Origin of the sequence: Pseudoalteromonas sp. Ld20 (genome assembly GCF_045064175.1) — a bacterium.
Taxonomy (GTDB): domain Bacteria; phylum Pseudomonadota; class Gammaproteobacteria; order Enterobacterales; family Alteromonadaceae; genus Pseudoalteromonas; species Pseudoalteromonas neustonica.
On record NZ_JBISHB010000032.1, the window covers coordinates 52,388 to 72,021 of the forward strand.

At 40.1% G+C, this 19,634-nt stretch carries 19 protein-coding genes; 12 read left to right on the forward strand and 7 right to left on the reverse strand.

Annotated features, from left to right (window positions below):
• From ACJJVX_RS08275 to ACJJVX_RS08330, 12 genes are all read left to right on the forward strand, one after another.
• Positions 1-1,725 carry a sodium:solute symporter family protein gene (locus ACJJVX_RS08275; RefSeq protein ID WP_054204263.1) on the forward strand — a complete coding sequence of 575 codons (1,725 nt, stop codon included), beginning with the start codon at positions 1-3 and terminating at the stop codon, positions 1,723-1,725.
• Positions 1,726-1,997: 272 nt separating this feature from the next.
• Positions 1,998-2,210 carry a cold-shock protein gene (locus ACJJVX_RS08280; RefSeq protein WP_054204262.1) on the forward strand — a complete coding sequence of 71 codons (213 nt, stop codon included), beginning with the start codon at positions 1,998-2,000 and terminating at the stop codon, positions 2,208-2,210.
• Between the two features lie 108 nt (positions 2,211-2,318).
• Positions 2,319-4,157, forward strand: a complete 1,839-nt coding sequence (locus tag ACJJVX_RS08285) for a DUF294 nucleotidyltransferase-like domain-containing protein (RefSeq protein ID WP_405631010.1) — start codon at positions 2,319-2,321, stop codon at positions 4,155-4,157.
• A 33-nt stretch (positions 4,158-4,190) separates the two neighbouring features.
• Positions 4,191-4,814, forward strand: a complete 624-nt coding sequence (locus ACJJVX_RS08290) for a 3'-5' exonuclease (RefSeq protein WP_342883279.1) — start codon at positions 4,191-4,193, stop codon at positions 4,812-4,814.
• A 200-nt stretch (positions 4,815-5,014) separates the two neighbouring features.
• Complete coding sequence (locus ACJJVX_RS08295) at positions 5,015-5,275, forward strand: hypothetical protein (RefSeq protein WP_064435248.1); 261 nt, start codon at positions 5,015-5,017, stop codon at positions 5,273-5,275.
• A gap of 159 nt (positions 5,276-5,434) precedes the next feature.
• Positions 5,435-6,451, forward strand: a complete 1,017-nt coding sequence (gene epd, locus ACJJVX_RS08300; RefSeq protein ID WP_405631014.1) for an erythrose-4-phosphate dehydrogenase — start codon at positions 5,435-5,437, stop codon at positions 6,449-6,451.
• A 55-nt stretch (positions 6,452-6,506) separates the two neighbouring features.
• Positions 6,507-7,682, forward strand: coding sequence for a phosphoglycerate kinase (locus ACJJVX_RS08305; protein WP_054204258.1), 1,176 nt, complete (start codon positions 6,507-6,509; stop codon positions 7,680-7,682).
• A gap of 213 nt (positions 7,683-7,895) precedes the next feature.
• A complete protein-coding gene (fba, locus tag ACJJVX_RS08310; RefSeq protein ID WP_054204257.1) occupies positions 7,896-8,960 on the forward strand; it encodes a class II fructose-bisphosphate aldolase in 1,065 nt (354 codons plus the stop codon).
• A 393-nt stretch (positions 8,961-9,353) separates the two neighbouring features.
• Positions 9,354-10,286, forward strand: coding sequence for a porin (locus ACJJVX_RS08315; RefSeq protein ID WP_405631017.1), 933 nt, complete (start codon positions 9,354-9,356; stop codon positions 10,284-10,286).
• Between the two features lie 279 nt (positions 10,287-10,565).
• On the forward strand, positions 10,566-11,255 hold the full coding sequence (gene phoB / locus ACJJVX_RS08320; protein WP_054204255.1) for a phosphate regulon transcriptional regulator PhoB: 690 nt from the start codon (positions 10,566-10,568) through the stop codon (positions 11,253-11,255).
• Between the two features lie 70 nt (positions 11,256-11,325).
• On the forward strand, positions 11,326-12,645 hold the full coding sequence (gene phoR, locus ACJJVX_RS08325) for a phosphate regulon sensor histidine kinase PhoR (protein ID WP_054204254.1): 1,320 nt from the start codon (positions 11,326-11,328) through the stop codon (positions 12,643-12,645).
• Between the two features lie 91 nt (positions 12,646-12,736).
• Entirely contained in the window at positions 12,737-13,705 is a 969-nt protein-coding gene (locus ACJJVX_RS08330; protein WP_054204253.1) for a PstS family phosphate ABC transporter substrate-binding protein, read from the forward strand.
• Between the two features lie 243 nt (positions 13,706-13,948).
• Here the strand turns inward: ACJJVX_RS08330 and ACJJVX_RS08335 are convergent, their stop codons facing one another.
• The 7 genes from ACJJVX_RS08335 to dksA form a co-directional block, all read right to left on the reverse strand.
• The gene (locus tag ACJJVX_RS08335; RefSeq protein WP_054204252.1) at positions 13,949-14,188 is read right to left on the reverse strand and encodes a hypothetical protein; all 240 of its coding nucleotides are present in this window, start codon (positions 14,186-14,188) and stop codon (positions 13,949-13,951) included.
• A gap of 18 nt (positions 14,189-14,206) precedes the next feature.
• On the reverse strand, positions 14,207-15,058 hold the full coding sequence (gene panC, locus ACJJVX_RS08340) for a pantoate--beta-alanine ligase (RefSeq protein ID WP_054454896.1): 852 nt from the start codon (positions 15,056-15,058) through the stop codon (positions 14,207-14,209).
• The gene (panB, locus tag ACJJVX_RS08345; protein WP_405631020.1) at positions 15,058-15,852 is read right to left on the reverse strand and encodes a 3-methyl-2-oxobutanoate hydroxymethyltransferase; all 795 of its coding nucleotides are present in this window, start codon (positions 15,850-15,852) and stop codon (positions 15,058-15,060) included. The genes panC and panB overlap by 1 nt, the downstream gene beginning before the upstream one ends.
• Positions 15,853-15,883: 31 nt before the next feature.
• Positions 15,884-16,369 carry a 2-amino-4-hydroxy-6-hydroxymethyldihydropteridine diphosphokinase gene (gene folK, locus ACJJVX_RS08350; protein ID WP_054204249.1) on the reverse strand — a complete coding sequence of 162 codons (486 nt, stop codon included), beginning with the start codon at positions 16,367-16,369 and terminating at the stop codon, positions 15,884-15,886.
• Between the two features lie 4 nt (positions 16,370-16,373).
• The gene (gene pcnB / locus ACJJVX_RS08355) at positions 16,374-17,726 is read right to left on the reverse strand and encodes a polynucleotide adenylyltransferase PcnB (RefSeq protein WP_054204248.1); all 1,353 of its coding nucleotides are present in this window, start codon (positions 17,724-17,726) and stop codon (positions 16,374-16,376) included.
• A gap of 507 nt (positions 17,727-18,233) precedes the next feature.
• Positions 18,234-19,172, reverse strand: coding sequence for a tRNA glutamyl-Q(34) synthetase GluQRS (gene gluQRS / locus ACJJVX_RS08360; RefSeq protein ID WP_054204247.1), 939 nt, complete (start codon positions 19,170-19,172; stop codon positions 18,234-18,236).
• Between the two features lie 18 nt (positions 19,173-19,190).
• Positions 19,191-19,634: an RNA polymerase-binding protein DksA gene (dksA, locus tag ACJJVX_RS08365; protein ID WP_054204246.1), complete on the reverse strand. Its 444-nt coding sequence runs from the start codon at positions 19,632-19,634 to the stop codon at positions 19,191-19,193.

Below are 19,634 nucleotides of genomic sequence, written 5' to 3' on the forward strand. Positions count from 1 at the left end.
ATGGATGTTCAAACACTCACGTTTATAATTGTCGGTTTAAGCTTCGCGCTTTATATCGGCATTGCAATTTGGGCCCGCGCAGGGTCAACAAAAGAATTTTATGTAGCAGGCGGCGGCGTACCACCACTTGCTAATGGTATGGCAACAGCGGCGGATTGGATGAGTGCTGCGTCATTTATCTCAATGGCCGGTATTATTTCTTTCGCCGGTTACGATGGCGGCGTTTACTTAATGGGTTGGACGGGTGGTTATGTACTACTTGCCATGTGTTTAGCACCTTATTTACGTAAATTCGGCAAATTTACTGTGCCAGACTTTATCGGTGACCGTTACTACTCACGCACAGCGCGCTTAGTGGCTATTTTGTGTGCCATCTTTATTTGTTTTACCTATATAGCAGGCCAAATGCGCGGTGTAGGCGTGGTGTTCTCTCGCTTCTTAGAAGTTGAAATTGAAACGGGCGTATACATTGGTATGGTTATCGTATTCTTCTATGCTGTACTTGGCGGCATGAAAGGCATTACGTATACGCAAGTAGCACAGTATTGTGTATTGGTATTTGCTTACTTAGTACCAGCCATCTTTATCTCTATGATGATGACAGGTCACTTCTTCCCACAAACAGGGTTTGGTGCAACGCTAATTGGTAGTGATGGTGTTTACGTACTTGATAAACTTGACGGCTTAAGTGCTGAGTTAGGTTTTGCACAGTACACTGAAGGCTCTAAGAGCATGATTGATGTATTTGCTATCACAGGTGCCTTAATGGTGGGTACTGCGGGTCTTCCACATGTCATTGTACGTTTTTTCACTGTGCCTCGTGTTAAAGATACGCGTATCTCTGCTGCATGGACTTTAGTATTCATTGCAATTGTTTATACAACAGCGCCAGCGGTTGCAGCATTTGCCCGCGTTAATATGGTTGATACGATTAACGGTAAAGACGGTGGCGGTACTGAATACGCAGAAGCACCGGCGTGGATTAAAAACTGGGAAAGAACAGGCCTAATTACCTTTAACGATAAAAATGGTGATGGCAAAATGTTCTACACAGCTGGTAAAATTGATGATCCAAACAGCGCTAACGAAGTTAATGTTGACCGCGACATCATGGTACTTGCTAACCCTGAAATTGCTAATTTACCAGCATGGGTTGTTGCGTTAGTGGCTGCCGGTGGTATTGCTGCTGCATTATCGACAACAGCAGGCTTACTATTGGTTATTTCGACCTCCGTATCGCATGATTTGCTCAAGCGAACTTTAAAACCAGACATCAGCGATAAACAAGAGTTACTCGCAGCGAGGTTGGCGGCTATGATCGCGATTGTAATATCCGCTTACTTTGGTATTAATCCGCCTGGATTTGTGGCGTCGGTGGTCGCATTTGCATTCGGCTTAGCTGCAGCAAGTTTCTTCCCGGCAATCATCATGGGTATTTTCTCTAAGAAGATGAATAAAGAAGGCGCTGTATTAGGCATGATCACAGGTATTACCTTTACCGCTGCTTATATAATCTTCTTTAAGTTCATCAGCCCAGAGCTTAATAGCCCAGAGCATTGGTTCTTAGGTATTTCACCGGAAGGTATTGGTTTAGTCGGTATGATCATTAACTTCGCAGTTGCTGCAATCGTTCTTAAATTTACAGCACAGACGCCGCTTGAAATTCAAGAAATGGTTGAAAGTATTCGTAACCCGAAAGGCTCTAGTGAAGCACACGATCACTAATAATTTACTTTATTAATGAGTATATTGATATACCCAAAAGCCCGACTTAAATCGGGCTTTTTATATTAAGGGGAATGCATGTGTTTACAATATATGTGTACCTGTTAATATCATATTTACATTTCACTGTTGGTACTGTTACAGGGACGTAAAGTCAGATAAATATTAAATTTATTATTTTCAGTACCGCATTCGTTAATTAATACTCAGGATATCGGGTAAAAAACGATATACAGCGTCAATTTTATTAATCAAATATAAAGGAATACAGCATGTCTAGCTCAACAACTGGGGTAGTAAAGTGGTTTAATGAAGAGAAAGGTTTTGGTTTTATTACTCAGGATAATGGCGGCGCTGATGTGTTTGTTCATTTTCGTGCTATTGCATCTGAAGGTTTCAAAACCTTAGCTGAAGGCCAAAAAGTGTCTTACGAAGTTGAGCAAGGTCAAAAAGGCCCGCAGGCATCTAACGTTTGTGCAATATAATCTTAATGTCTTTATTTGTTAGATGAAAAAGCCCGACTTAAGTCGGGCTTTTTATTTACTTCTGATAGCAGTACAGTAGTTATACGATTGTTTTTTGCGAGTACGGCTATGAATCATGAGCAACAGGAAGTCGCCCAATTTGTAATGGCGCAAACACCCTTTAATCATCTAGATGCATCGGTAACAGAATATTTTGTAAAGCACCTTGATGTGATTTACCTGACCCGTGAAAACCAATCGCAATGGTTACAGTCAGCGTCCCCTAAGTTATTTTTAATTCGTTCGGGCTTATATGATTTAGTTGATGCTAAAGGAGATGTGATCACTCGCTTAGCACAAGGCGATTATTTTGGTTTTCCTTCTCTATTAACAGGGGAGGAGATTAAAAATCGCTTGGCAGTGCAAAAAGAGGGCATTGTTTATATGCTCAATCAAGACGCCTTTGATTACCTACGCCGCGAATATAAACTCTTTGAGCAGTATTTTGTGCGCGCACATGCGAACCGTTTGTTGTCATCGCATTATAAAAGTCAAAATGAGAGTTGGTCTGAGCGTAAAATTTCTGAGTTAATGTCGCGCAAGGCGGTTACTTTAGCGCCTGATGCGAGCATTCGCCAAACAGCTAAAAAAATGAAAAAACATGGTGTGTCATCAATCATGATCACTGAGTTTGAACGCTTAGTTGGCGTGGTAACGGATCGTGATTTGCGTAATCGTGTGCTAGCTGATGAGGTTGATCCAAAAGATGCCGTTAGCTCAATTATGAGCGCCAAACCGAAGTTTATTTTTGAGAATAATCGGGTGTTTTCGGCACTGCATTTAATGCTTAAACATAATATTCACCATTTACCAGTACTTGATGAACATCATAAAGCATTGGGGATGATCACCAGCACCGATTTATTACGTCAGCAAAAAAGTGATCCAGTACAACTGATTGGCCGCATTTATAAAGCGCACAGTGTGGTAGATCTAAAGCGCTACGCCGCTGAAGTACCAGAGTTGCTGCGTGGATTTTCTAATAACATTGACGACATCTCATTGATTGGCAAATTACTAAGTGGTTTAACTGACGCACTCACTTCTCGTTTAATTCACTTATTTCAAGAAGACAATGGTGCAGCACCAACCAGTTTTAGTTTTATTTGTTTTGGCTCCCAAGCACGCGAAGAGCAAACGTTGCATTCAGATCAAGACAACGGCTTATTATTACCCAATGATTTAAGTGCCCAGCATCAAGATTACTTTCGCCGTATGGGGGAGTTTGTGTGCGAGCAATTAGTGGAGTGCGGTATTAAACGTTGCCCAGGAAATATTATGGCTAGCAATGAATTATGCCGTATGAGTATTTCTAATTGGTGTGAGCGTTTTTTCAAGTGGATTAAAACCCCAACACCTGAGGCGATGCTTAACTGTAAAATATTTTTTGATTTACGCTTTATTGAAGGCTCAACGGCGCTTTATGCCTCGTTTTGCGAGCAGCTTACGCGCATATCACGCAATGAATTGTTTTATGCCGCGATGGCGACGGATATCAAATCTAATTCAGTACCAATCGGTTTGTTTAATCAATTTAAACTCGAAAAAGACGCTAAACAACATAAGTACATTGATTTGAAAAAACGCGGCGTGGTGATTATTAATGACATAGTGCGTTTATATTCATTAAAAGCGGGTATTCGCCGTGCAAATACCCAAGAGCGTCTAGATGCGTTACTTAAACATACATTATTGAGTAATCACGATGTGTATAACCTTAAAGATTGCTGGCGATTTTTAACGCAACTTCGCTTACGCACACAAATTAATGAAGAGGGTTTGCCGAGTAATTGTATTAACCCAGATAAGCTAAATTCGTTGGAGCGTCACCAACTCAAAGAGGCGTTTTACTTGGTGAAGCAGGCGCAGCAAGCGGCGGCATTTAAATTTGCGCGAGGAAGTTTATAAATGCAATTTATAATAAGTAGGATCAAAAGCTAAGTGGTTAAACGTTGGTTAAATCGCTATTTGAAACGTAAACAGTTGCTTGCACAGGCTGCACTTGAGCAACGTTTTATTGTAATTGATTTAGAGTTAACGGGGCTTGATCCTAAACAACATGAAATCGTCTCGGTTGCGTGGGTAAGGCTCGAGCAGCAATGTATTAAGCTAAGTCAAGCAGAGCATCATATTAATAAAGGTGTAAAGCAGTTAGATCAAAGTCCTGTTTATCACGGTATTGCACAGCAAGATATCGCTAAAGGACTGAGCTTAAAAATGATTTTGACTCAGCTAAGTGCACATTTTGAAGATGCTATTTTAGTGTTTCATAATTCCACGCTCGATTGGGGGTTTTTAAAGCTCGCATATGCTGAGTTGGGTATAACGGTGCAACCAAAGTTAATTCTAGACACTTTTCAGATCGAAAAAAAACGCTTACATCAACAAGGTCACGATATTGCTTTGGATGAATTAACCTTAAGTGCCTGTAGGGAGCGTTATGAGTTACCCCATTACACCTGTCATCATGCATTGACTGACGCTATGGCAACCGCCGAATTATTGTTAGCGCAGTGTCATCAGATTAGTCGTGGGCAGGTACTAAAATTAAGAGAATTGTTATAAATTAATCCCTTAGTCAGCAAGCATACAGTTTACTGGATTAGGTATGTTTACATTAGATGAATAGCTGGTAAATATGTGTTCAAACAAGGCTTTAAGTACTAATTTAAAAGTGTAAAAATCAGGCTTTGTTAGTGCGGTTATTCGGTTTTAAGTTTGCTATTGTAGCGCGCTGTAATTCAATCTGTTGTTAGGTTTATCCTATGAAAAATAATTTAGTGCCCTCTTTAGTTGGTGTGTTAGTCAGTTTATTTTCCGTTTGGTGGTTACACGGTTTTTTGTTGGTGGATCGTTGTTTAGACAGCGGTGGCGCGATTGATCATAAAACCAACTTATGTATGGGTGAAAATGAGCAAGTAATAGAGCTGGCAACGTCATCAGGTATGTTAGTGATTTATTGTATTGTGATTATGTTTGTTTCTTTATTAACAGGTAGTTTGGTACGCAAGCTATTTAAGCGTTAAATAATTTAGCTTTCCTAGAAAATCGGGCTAGCCATAGCAGGTTAATTTTAAATTTCTGCTGTTAGCCTCTTATATTCAAAGTCTAGGTCGATTACAATACCGCCATCAAAAAGGCAGGTTGCCTTTATCTGCACGCAACTAGAGTGGATTTTCTATCTAATGGCAATCAAACTTGCAATAAATGGTTTTGGTCGGATTGGACGAAATATTGTCCGTGCCCTTTATGAATTAGGGCTTAGCGATGAGATCAAAATTGTTGCAATCAATGAGCTCGCAGATCCCCACGGGATTGCTCATCTTCTTAAATATGATACATCGCACGGGCGTTTTACGTTTCCTGTTATTTTAGGGGAAGATTCGCTGACGGTTGCTGGCGATACCATATCGTTATTTGCTGAGCAAAACCCAAGTGAATTACCTTGGCAATTACTTGATGTTGACGTTGTACTTGAATGTACTGGGGTTTATCACTCTCGAGAGCATGCCCAATTGCACTTAAATGCAGGTGCAAAAAAAGTATTATTTTCACAGCCTGCAGACGCAGACGTTGATGCAACTATTGTTTATGGCATTAATGATGATGAACTTAAAACTGAGCATACAATTGTCTCAAATGGTTCATGTACCACAAATTGTATTGTACCCGTTATTAAGGTACTTGATGATGCGTTTGGTATAGAGTCAGGCGCTATCACGACTATTCATGCATCGATGAACGACCAACAAGTGATTGATGCGTACCATCACGATTTACGCCGTACTCGCGCTGCGAGCCAGTCAATTATTCCAGTTGATACTAAACTTGCTCGTGGTATTGAACGCATATTACCTAAATTTCATGGCCGCTTTGAAGCCATTGCAGTGCGCGTTCCTACAATTAATGTAACGGCGATGGATTTAAGTGTAACGGTCAACGCAGATGTCGACTTACAAGCTGTAAATAAAGCATTAAAAGCAGCGGCAAAGGATCGACTCGAGGGGATTTTAAGTTATACCGAAGAGCCATTGGTATCGGTGGATTTTAATCATGATCCGCATTCTTGTATTATAGATGGCACACAGACACGCGTTAGTCATAAACGCCTGATAAAATTATTAGTCTGGTGTGACAATGAGTGGGGGTTTGCCAATCGTATGCTCGACACTGCGCGTACAATGATGGCAATAAGTAACTAATTTATAATTATAAATCGTATTTTTTCAGCCAGTATCGTTAACTAAGGAGAAGTCCATGTCGGTCATAAATATGGCGGATTTAGATTTACACGGCAAACGTGTGTTAATTCGTGAAGATTTAAATGTACCAGTAAAAGCAGGTAAAGTGACCTCAGATGCGCGTATTCGTGCAGCACTACCGAGCATTAAATTAGCCCTTGAAAAAGGCGCTAAAGTGATGGTTATGTCACACCTAGGCCGCCCTACGGAAGGGGAACATGATGAAGCGTTTTCATTAGCACCAGTTGTTGATTATCTTAATGAAGCACTAGAGCAAAACGTGCGTCTTGAAAAAGATTATTTAAACGGTGTTGAAATTGCTGATAACGAAGTCATCGTTTTTGAAAATGTACGCTTTAATAAAGGCGAAGGCAAAAACGACGAAGTACTTTCTAAAAAGTTAGCGGCGTTATGTGATGTATATGTTATGGATGCATTTGGTACGGCTCACCGTGCTCAAGCGTCTACCCATGGCGTTGGTTTATTCGCAGATGTGGCCTGTGCAGGTCCATTATTAGCGGCTGAATTAGATGCATTAGGCAAAGCGCTTGATAATCCAGCTCGTCCACTTGTAGCAATTGTTGGTGGATCTAAAGTATCAACTAAATTAACGGTACTTGATTCACTGTCCACCATTGTTGACCAATTGGTTACTGGTGGTGGTATTGCTAATACTTTTATTGCAGCAGCAGGTTATCCAGTTGGTAAATCATTATATGAAGCTGACTTAATTGACGAAGCGAATAAATTAAGTGCAGCAGCAAAAAGTAATAATGGTGAAATACCGGTACCTACTGATGTCGTTGTTGGTAATGAATTTTCAGAGTCTGCGGTTGCAACATTAAAAGATGTTAGCGAAGTAACTGACACCGATATGATTTTTGATATTGGCCCTGATACGGCTAATAAACTTGCAAAAATTATTGCTAATGCAGGTACCGTGGTGTGGAATGGCCCAGTTGGTGTATTTGAATTTGATCAATTTGGTAACGGTACACGTGCAATTGCTCAAGCGATTGCTAACTCAAATGCATTTTCTATTGCTGGTGGCGGTGATACGTTAGCGGCGATTGATAAATATGGTATTGGCGATAAAATTTCGTATATTTCAACCGGTGGCGGTGCTTTCCTTGAGTTTTTAGAAGGGAAAAAATTACCAGCAGTTGCTATGCTAGAAGAGCGTGCTAAGTAAAATTAGTCACGGGCCAGTGTATTAACTTAGGTTTGTACACTGGCGATGATCAGATATTAAATACCTCTCACCCTAATTTAATAGCTGATTTGTATAACGGTAATTTTGGCTAAGCCTTGCTTATCGTGATGTATTGATTGCATCAAATTAAACTATCCCGTTCGAACTAGGTAGTAGTGTATGCACTGCTATCGACAATTTGGAGAATACCCAATGGCTTTAATCAGTATGCGACAACTTCTTGACCATGCAGCTGAACACGGTTACGGCGTGCCTGCTTTTAACGTTAATAACCAAGAGCAAATCCGCGCAATTATGATGGCGGCTGATAAAACAAACAGCCCTGTAATTGTTCAAGGTTCAGCAGGCGCACGTGCCTATGCTGGGGCACCTTTTATTCGTCATATGATTTTAGCTGCCATTGAAGAGTGGCCACATATCCCAGTCGTCATGCACCAAGATCACGGTACTTCACCAGGCGTTTGCCAACGTTCAATTCAATTAGGTTTTTCATCAGTAATGATGGATGGCTCATTAATGAGTGATGGCAAAACACCATCATCATATGAGTACAATGTTGATGTAACACGTAAAACAGTTGAACTAGCGCATTCATGTGGTGTGTCAGTTGAAGGCGAGCTAGGTGTATTAGGTTCACTTGAAACAGGTGAAGCGGGCGAAGAAGACGGTGTTGGCGCTGAAGGTAAACTGACCACAGAGCAAATGCTAACAGATCCTGAAGAAGCTGCTGACTTTGTAAGTAAAACGCACGTCGATGCACTTGCAATTGCTTGCGGTACATCGCATGGTGCATACAAATTCACTCGCCCACCAACGGATGATATTTTAGCGATTGATCGTATTAAAGCGATCCACGCACGTATCCCTAATACTCACTTGGTTATGCATGGTTCGTCGTCTGTTCCACAAGAATGGCTTGAGATCATCAACCAGTACGGTGGCGAAATCCCTGAAACATATGGTGTGCCAGTTGAGCAAATCATTGAAGGTATTAAGTTTGGTGTTCGTAAAGTGAATATTGATACCGATTTACGTTTAGCATCAACAGGTGCGATTCGTCGCCACCTTGCACTTAATCCAGCCAATTTTGATCCTCGCAAATATTTAGCTGAAGCGACCAAAGCAATGACAGATATTTGTATTGCACGTTATGAGTCGTTTGGCACTGCAGGGCAAGCTGATAAGATCAAACCAATTTCACTTGATGAAATGCACCTTAAGTATTTAACGGGTGAGTTAGATCCACAAATAAAGTAATGTAATTATTAAGTTAAAATTACATTAGCCAGTGAGGGAAGCCTCACTGGCTTTTTTGTGGCTGATCATTGGGGATCGATTTTTTACTAACTAATAAAGTAGGGATCATTCATTTACTAACTTTAGTTGTTTGGGATCAGATCTTTACTAAGGAGTTAAAGAATAATGGGCGTTTTCGCTTATAAAACAATCTAATTGAAGATGTGTAGTACTAATTATCAACAACTTATGAAATGTCATTGGTAAAAATACGATCTCAGATCGTAATGTGTAGGTAAAATAATGATCCCAACCTATTTATTACAGATCTAGTTGGGTGTAAATGATCCATTCATTTGACCAATAAGCATTTATAGACGACTTTTACATAAGTGAATTTAAAGGGATCCAATTATGGCTCTATGCTTTTTACGACTTTTTTGTATTATTACGGTGATATTTTCATCATGTATATTGGCAGAGCCAATTAAAATCTATGGTCGAGCTCATTTAGGTTTATTAAATAGCGATATAGGGCAAGGTAATGAAACCTCTATAGAAAATTATTCATCCCGACTTGGTGTCAAAGGCTATACACAAATAGGCAAAAATTTAGAGGCCGTTTATAAATTTGAGTTTGCTGTAAATATTGATAATAACGCGGATACCCTAACGTCTCGAAATCAATATGTGGGGCTTAAAGGTAACTTTGGACAAGTTGTAATAGGTCGTCATGATACTGCACTAAAAGTATCACAGGGTAAATTAGATGTAATGAATGATTTTAGCGGTGATCTAAAGTCATTCTTTAATGGCGATAACCGCCTAGGTGATGTGATGCATTATAGTTCACCGAAGTTAGGTGAATTGCAGTTGATTGTTACCTATGTTGCAGATAAAAACGAAAAGCAAAATGATGAGACTGGGATATCAATGGCTGCTGTTTATGGCGACAGTAAGCTCAAGAAAACAGCATATTATGTAAGTGTCGCGCATGACAGTAAAGTCGCAGGATATGATATTAGCAGAGTAACAGTGCAGGGAAAAGTAGGCCCATTAGTGCTTGGTGCTATGTATCAAGAGGCTAAAAATATTGATACAGATATTAGTGCAGAAGGTTACCTAGTCAGTGCCTCTTATAAAATAGATAAATATAAATTATTAGCTCAGTATCAAGATAATGACGGTATATTTGGAAAATTAAAAGATTCGGGTACTGGTGCTTCCGTTGGGATCGAACGTAGTGTGTCTAAGAAAATACGTATGTATATGTGGTATACGCAGTTTTCGTTAGATGGCAAAAATAACCAAGATCACTTAGCGCTAACATTAAGGTATGATTTTTAAATTTATAGTTTTGCTGTGATTTAACAATAAAATTAGACCAATAATGGCCGACTAAAAAGCGATTTTACAGTAGTCGGTCCATATAATAAAAATAAGAATATAGTTACGGGCTTTATAATTTTTTAGGAAATATAAGAATATCCAATTAATTTGGACCTAATATAGGGTAAATAGTATTTTTTTTGCCCCCATTTCGATTTACACGTTACACTTTCATAAAAATGTCATACTTAGTCATAATAATGAAAACTAGTTCGATAACGAAAGAGATAAATTGGAATGTCACGTAAAGTACTTGTCGTCGATGACGAAGCACCCATCAGAGAGATGTTGGTTTTTGTATTAGAACAAAATGGTTTTCAAGCAATTGAAGCAGAAGATTATGATTCGGCTATTGCAGCTATGGTTGAACCTTATCCAGATATGGTATTACTGGATTGGATGTTACCAGGCGGAAGTGGAATTCAAATTGCTAAAAAATTCAAACAAAGCGAATATACCCGCCAAATCCCGATCATTATGCTCACAGCGCGCGGTGAAGAAGAAGACAAAGTACGCGGTCTTGAAGTGGGGGCAGATGATTATGTTACCAAACCATTTTCGCCAAAAGAGTTAATGGCACGTATTAAAGCGGTTATTCGTCGTGTATCGCCTACCTCATTAGAAGAGGCCATAGAAGTGCATGGTTTACGTCTAGACCCTATCTCGCATCGTGTAACCTCAGAAGGTAGTGAACTTGACATGGGACCAACCGAGTTCCGTTTACTACATTTTTTTATGACTCATCCAGAGCGTGTCTATAGCCGAGAGCAATTATTAGATAATGTATGGGGGACTAATGTCTATGTTGAAGATAGAACGGTAGACGTGCATATTCGTCGCCTGCGCAAAGCTATCGCACCGCTTGGACATGATCGTTTAGTACAAACTGTACGTGGTGCAGGTTATCGTTTTTCTAGTAAATTGTAAGTGTCACACAGATGACCTAGCGAATGTTAACATTGGCTTAAATTTACTTACTCTAAGGTAAAGTGAGTGTATGTATCGAGTTGTCAATAAACAGGCGTTAGCTAAACGTCTGTTTATCTATTTTCTACCTTTATTATTAATTGGCGTGCTTATTGGTGCGCCATTTTTGCTTTTATTTTTAGGCTCTTTTTCATTACTGATTTGGCATTATCATCAATTATATCGACTGAGTGATTGGCTATTGAATCAACGTAGTTTTAATCCGCCAGAGGGGGAAGGTGCATGGGAGCAAGTATTTGAAGGGATTTACCATCTTCAACATCGTAATCGTAAAAAACGAAATGAGTTGGCTGATTTAATTCGTCGTTTTCGTGATGGTGCAGAAGCAGTCCCCGATGCTGTAATCGTATTACAACGTGACCTAAGCATTGTGTGGTGTAATCAATTAGCACTTAAAGTACTTGGTTTACAGTGGCCGACAGATCATGGTCAGCGATTAGATAACCTTGTTCGCGATCCTAAGTTTGTAAAATATATGCATGCTGAGTCGTTTGATGAAGCGTTGGAATTAGAAAGTGGTCACAGTGTTGAGCAAGTCTTAGAATTTAGGGTGATGCCTTACGCCAGCTCGCAGTTAATGGTTGTTGTGCGTGACGTTACTCGCTTGAAGCAACTTGAGCAAATGCGCAAAGATTTTGTCGCGAATGTATCCCACGAACTGAGAACGCCTTTAACCGTTGTATCTGGTTATTTAGAAATGTTTGATGGCGATATGATGCCGCCGCCGGCAATGTGGTGTAAAGCACAAAATACCATGCTTGAACAATGTAAGCGCATGGATAGTTTAGTCAATCAGCTATTGTCTTTATCACGAATTGAAGGCGCCAGACGCCAAGATAACGATAAGCCAATTAATGTGCCACAGTTACTCACTTATATCCAAACAGAGGCACAGTCACTTAATCAAGACAAAGGGCATGAATTAATTTTTGATATAGACACTAACCTTGATATTAAAGGTTCAGAAGAAGAGCTTCGCAGCGCGTTCTCAAATTTGGTATTTAATGCTATTCATTACACTAAAGCTGGTGGGAAAGTTACAGTTAGTTGGCAGTACACAGAAAACCAAGCCCATTTTTCTGTAATTGATAACGGTGATGGTATTGCCCCAGAGCATATTAACCGTTTAACCGAGCGTTTTTATCGGGTTGATAAAGCACGTAGCCGCACTACCGGAGGATCTGGTTTAGGTTTAGCGATCACTAAACATGTATTAACACGTCATGATAGCCAATTGAAAATTAAGAGTAAATTAGGCGAGGGGTCGTGCTTTTCATTTTCCTTTAATAAGGATAAAACGGTTTTATTAGCCAATTTAGATAAGTCATAAAATTGTCATTTTAGAGTAATCTAACTGTCATGTGATGTCTTTACAGTAGAGCACAGTTAGAAAATGGGACGAACAAATCGGAGTAACCCCTATGAAATTTAAAAATTTAGTTGCCGCAATGGGTGTGGCTGTAACAACTTTTGTATCTGCACAAGCTATGGCTGTAGATTCAAGTATTCCTGAGTATCAAAAAACCAGTGGTATTTCAGGTAACTTTTCATCTGTGGGCTCTGATACACTTGCCAACATGATGACTTTTTGGGCAGAAGAATACAAACGTATCTACCCAAATGTAAACATTCAGATTCAAGCTGCGGGTTCTTCAACTGCGCCACCAGCCTTGACTGAAGGAACCGCAAACTTTGGCCCAATGAGCCGAAAAATGAAGTCAAAAGAAATCGAAGCGTTTGAAAAACGCTACGGTTATAAACCAACAGAAGTACGCGTTGCTATCGACGCATTGGCAGTCTTTGTTCATAAAGATAATCCAATTGAAGGTTTACGTATTGATCAAGTAGATGCAATCTTCTCTTCAACACGTAAATGTGGCGCAAGTTCACAAGTAAATCGTTGGAGTGACGTGGGTCTTGTTGGTGATTGGGCTGCTAAAGATATCCAACTTTACGGACGTAATTCAGTATCGGGTACTTACGGTTACTTTAAAAAGAAAGCATTGTGTAAAGGCGATTTCCGCAACAATGTAAATGAGCAACCAGGTTCTGCATCTGTTGTACAGTCAATTTCGTCATCAGTAAATGCAATTGGTTACTCAGGTATCGGTTATAAAACATCTGGTGTACGTACTGTACCACTGGCGAAGAAAGGCGATAACTTTGTTGATGCAACACTTGAGAATGTAGCAACAGGTAAGTATCCGCTGTCTCGTTTCTTATATGTTTATGTGAACAAGCATCCGAATAAGCCACTTGCTCCTATTGAAGCTGAGTTCTTAAAAATGGTGTTATCACAAGATGGTCAAAAAATTGTAGAGAAAGATGGTTATGTGCCACTTTCTGGAAAAATGGCGATGAGCGAGCTTAAAAAGCTAGGTCTTCTTTAAGCCCTAAAACATAAAAGTTAATAAAAAACCGCGTAATGTACATTGCGCGGTTTTTTTATATTGAAAAATAGATAATACCAATCGTGTTAAGTTACAGACTACTTATAGCGACAGGTAAATACAGTGATAACAAGGCAGAAATTTTGACATGTAGTTGTTACTACTTGAAAAATTACTAACGCTGTTAGCGCTTTATTTAGCCCGCTAGAATGGTTAAATATTTAAGTCGATTGGTATAATTGGTTATCTAACATTTCCTAACGCTTCTGCGTTTGTCTTGCATTGGTTATACGCTTCAATGCATTTTGTGCTGCAGACTTTATGAACTAAGCCTTCGCCTGTACTTTGTTGCTCACAATTGACTTCGCATTGATAGTTTTGCTGGGCACATTGTTGCATTTCGGGATTCTCAATTTGGTTTTGGCAACCAGAAAAAAGAGTAACGAACACAGCAACGCTTGATAACTTTATTAATGAATTCATTCTTATCCCTAATTATTGTTATGTAATATCAACTTGCAGGTTATCGATTAACCTAACGCTACCTAAATAAGCCGCAGTTAAAATCACTAGATTATTATCGTTAAGTGTAGCTTTTATTAAGGTGTCTCGCTGTGCTATTTCAAAGTAATCTGGTTTTAGTCCGCCATCTTGCAATTGTTGCTTTGCTTGCTCACAAACGCTAATAAAATCACGTTCACCATTGGTAAGCTGTTCTGCACACCAGTTAAGTGTTTTAAATAATATGGTCGCAGTTTCTTTTTGTTCAGCAGACAAATAACCGTTACGCGAGCTCATGGCAAGCCCTGATACTTCACGACTTGTTGCGACACCAATTACTTCAACAGGAATTGATAAATCACGAGTCATGGTCTTAATAACTTGCAATTGTTGGAAGTCTTTTTCACCAAAACAGGCAAAGTCAGGCTGCACTAAGTTAAATAGCTTAGTGACAACCGTTGCCACACCGCGAAAGTGACCCGGGCGAGAACCCCCGCAATAACCCATAGATATGTCAGGTACATCAACAAAGCTTTGTGCGCCTAAGCCGTTTGGATAAATTGCCTCAACACTCGGTGTAAATACGATGTCGGTTCCAAGCTCTGCAAGTCCCTGTTTATCTGCTGTAAGTGTGCGAGGGTAATTATCTAAATCTTCATTTACACCAAACTGCATAGGATTAACAAAAATGCTCACGACCACTTTATCGGCCATATTTTTGGCTTTTTCAACGAGTGAAAAATGACCTTGGTGCAAATTGCCCATCGTTGGCACTAATGCAACGCTTAACCCGGCCTGTCGCCATGCTTTAATTTGACTACGTAGTGATTTTATTTCAGTGATTGCCTGCATTATTTAAACTCGTGTTCTGTACTTGGAAATGCACCGTTTTTAACATCGGCACAATACTTTTTAACGGCATCTGGCATATTGCCAGTTTCGAGTAAAAAGTTTTTAGAAAATTTTGGAATGTAACCCGCTGATATGCCTACTAAGTCATGCATAACTAAAATTTGACCGTCAGTTAATTTACCTGCACCAATACCAATCGTCGGGATAGATAGTGCGTCAGTAATCAATTTTGCAAGTTCAGAAGGGATGCACTCAAGTACAACCATTTGCGCACCAGCTGCTTCAAGCGCTTTAGCATCATGAATCATTTTTTGTGCTTGTTCATCGCTACGGCCTTGAATTTTAAAGCCACCAAAAACATGGACTGATTGTGGTGTTAAACCTAAATGCCCACACACAGGAATACCTTGTTGAGTAAGAGCAACAATTGAGTCGTATAACCACTCACCGCCTTCTAGCTTTACCATATTTGCACCAGCACGCATTAACTCAGCTGCATTTTTACAGCTCTGTTCAGGGTTTGAGTAGGTCATAAATGGCATATCAGCAATAACAAATAAATCTCGGCTACCAGCGCGTACACTGCGAGTATGATAAGCAATATCCTGGTTAGTAACACCTAGCGTATCGTCACCGCCTTGCAAAACCATCCCTAATGAATCACCTACTAGAATAACGTCAACGTCGTTATCGTGAAATAACTTAGCAAAGCTGGCGTCATAGGCTGTTAATGCGGTGATTTTTTGTTGCTCTGCTTTCATTTTATTGAGAGTAGAAACGGTTATTTTAGACATAGTATCCTCGTTGGCGACGGCCTGTAATTAATTACAGAGGTAATTGTTGTAATTCGTTTAATGCCAAAGTAGCAGTAATACTTTTTAGTTTAGTACCATCTGGCAAAATAAGATCAGGGGCAACTTCTAATAGTGGGTAAACCACAAACTCGCGCTCGGTTAAACCATAATGAGGTATGGTTAAACGTTCAGAGTTTATGTGTTGATCACCAAATAATAAAATATCAATATCTAAGGTGCGGGCGCCCCAACGCTGTGCTTTACGTACACGCCCGTGCTCAAGCTCTATCTGTTGGGTTAAATCAAGTAACTGCTCTGGCATCAGCGACGTTTTAATTGTCGCAACAGCATTAACATAGTCAGGTTGATCTTGTGGGCCCATAGGTTTACTGGCGTAATAATGCGACACGTTGATAAAGTTACTCTGTGGCAACACTTTAAGTGCTGCCACTGCGTTATCAAGCTGGCTGCGAGGAGCATTTAAATTAGCCCCTAAACCGAGATAAACAATTTCCATTTAGTTACTCAGCAGGTTTTGGGCTACGACGGCGAGTACGACGACGGCCTTTAGGCGCGCCTTGACTACCAAGTGCTTTGACTAGTTCTTTTTGGCCGTTAATATCTTTAGCTAAATACTCCGTCCACCATTGCACAAGCTCAGTATGTTCTTGCTCACCGGCTTCAACACGTAATAATAAAAAGTCGTACGCAGCTTTAAAGCGAGGCTGTTGAGTTAGACGATATGCTCGTTGGCCAGCGCGTTTGTCCAAACGGTGCTGAATATGCCAAATATCTCTGGCGCCTAAAGTAAAGCGTTTAGGTACGGCAACATGTTGTGCGCTTTCGCTTAAGACTTTATTCATGCCTTGTTGAAAAGCATCGTACTCTGATAATTGTTCTTGCTGCTGTAATTGTTTGGTAATTTTTAAAAGTGGGAACCACAGCAAAGCAGCAAATACAAAAGCAGGTGTCACTTTTTTCTCTGCGTTGATACGTTCATCAGTATTACGGAACATTTGCTTAATAAATGCATGTTCAAAGCCATCTGGATTTTGTTCTAAAATACCATCTAAGGCAGGGAATAATGCATTGAATAACCCATATTTACGTAGCATTAAAAAGTTTGCTTCGGCTTTGCCGTTTAAAAATAGCTTTAATGTTTCTTCGTATAAACGCGCAGATGGGATGTTATCCAGTAAGCTGGCTAATTCGGTTAATGGTTTTTCGGTGTCTGGTGCAATACTCATATCAAGTTTTGTGGCAAAACGTACTGCACGTAACATACGCACAGGATCTTCTCGATAACGAGTTTGCGGATCACCAATAAGCTCTATTTGTTTTGCTTTAATAGCCGCAAGGCCATTGGCATAGTCATGAATTGAAAAATCATTAATAGAGTAATATAAAGCGTTGATTGAAAAATCGCGACGCTCAGCATCTTCTTCAATGTTTCCAAAAACGTTATCACGTAGTAACTGACCTTCGCCACTGGATTGACTGGTTTGATTTTTATCAACAGGCGCTTCGTGGTGACCACGCATAGTGGCGACTTCAATAATTTCACGGCCAAAAACAATGTGTGCTAAACGAAAGCGACGACCAATTAAGCGGCAGTTGCGAAATAGCTTTTTCACTTGTTCTGGGGTCGCGTTAGTGACTACGTCGAAGTCTTTAGGTTGTTGCCCTAACAAAATATCACGAATACAACCACCAACGAGGTAAGCGTCAAAGCCACCGTCTTTTAAACGATATAATACCTTGATTGCATTTGGGCTAAATTGTTTGCGGGAAATGCCATGCTCATTGCGTCCAATAATTAAAGGCTGCGCAGAGACTTGGGGCTGTTCGGTGTTTACTGTGGCTGATGGGCCCATAATTTGCCGACAAAATTGAAAAAGCTTGGAAATAATAGTCTGTCTCCTACAGAATTCGGTTGTTTGATGGGGATAACCATCAAAAATCAGATCAAGTATAGCTGTATTTAGTTATTAACTGCACGAGTAATGTGCATACTTGGCGATAAAACGCATTGGGCTTAAGGATGGCTATATACCCAAGCCATCTCAAAATGCGAGTTTCAGTTGGAATTAAAAGCGATTTAGGCAAGGCATTGATTGCAAGTAATGGTCATTCCTTTGCTAAAATCAATAACGCAGTATAAATCGCTTTTAAACCAACCCATTGGGCATTTCACAGGCACTTACTCTCATCGTTGTTACTTCTTAAAAGGGACGGCCATTATTGCAAAGTAACGCCTTGATATTAAGCCCCTGTGAAACGCTGAATTCTGCATCTTGAGGTGGTTTGGGTATAATATACCAGTACAGCTCAAAAATTAAGTTGAAGGTTTTAAAATTAACGCTTAAAAGTGATTTTTATCGCTATAAATGAGTAAACTGGGGCGCTTTACTCTGTAACTGTTGCGAAATTTGAATCTGCTGGACTTTTGGAATGTTTTGCAGGGTGTAATTGTTGATTGCCCAAGTCATCATTTCATCGATATTTAGTGAGAGTAGCTCAGTGCTAGGCGCTAAACCTAAAAACTCGAATGCATTTAATAGCGCCGGTTTTGGATTTTTTTTATCAATTGCTGGCGCATAGTTTTGCTTTGATAATTTAAAGCCTGGTTTGGCGACAGCTAAAGGTAAATGTGCATAACGAGGAGCGGGTTTATCGAGTTGCTTAAACAGGCTTAATTGGCGTGCTGTGGGCTCAAGTAAATCTGCGCCACGCACCACGTTGGTGATCCCTTGCTCAATATCGTCTACAACCACAACTAATTGATAAGCATATAAGCCATCACTGCGCTTTATTAAATAGTCTTCATGCGCGAGGGCGTGATCAACGTTAATGTCACCTTGAATCAAATCATTATAGTGGCAGGTGGCGTGGCGTTGTATTAATCGTAATGCGCTATTTTGTTGTGAGTGCTGTAAACTTTGGCAATGGCCTTGATAAATACCACCTAAGGCTTTAATTTCTTTACGTGAGCAGTGGCATGCATAAACGCCTTGTTGGCTATTTAAATATTCAATGGTGTGAGCATATAAGTGATGGCGCTTTGTTTGATAGGCAACGTCTTCATCCCACTGTAAACCATAGGCCTCCAGTGTGGTGAGAATATCTGTATCTGCACCCTCTATAACGCGAGTCGTGTCGATATCTTCAATACGCACTAACCAAGCACCTTGGTTACTTTTAGCGTCAAGGTAACTGCCCACAGCCGCCACAAGTGAGCCAAAATGAAGTGGCCCAGAAGGTGACGGTGCAAAACGACCGCGATAATTGCGCATTGGCGCAGTAACGGCTGTGGTAGACATTGATTTAATTACAGGTAATTAACCACGTCCAGATTGTTTTTCTTTGATTTCTGCAAGCGTTTTACAGTCTACGCATAAATCAGCAGTAGGACGTGCTTCTAAACGGCGAATACCAATTTCAATCCCGCATGAATCACAATATCCAAAATCATCTTCTTTGATAAGAATTATTGTTTTTTCAATTTTTTTGATCAGTTTACGTTCACGGTCACGAGTACGAAGCTCTAATGAGAACTCTTCTTCTTGTGCTGCGCGATCAACTGGATCAGGAAAGTTAGCTGCTTCATCTTGCATGTGCGATTTAGTACGGTCTACTTCGTTGCGTAAATCGTTGCGCCATGCTTCCAAAATAGTTTTAAAATGAGCGCGTTGTGCGTCATTCATATACTCTTCGCCCGGCTTTTCCTGGTATGGTTCTAATCCGGCCTGAGCCAACAACCCTAATTTTTTTTGGTCTGGCAT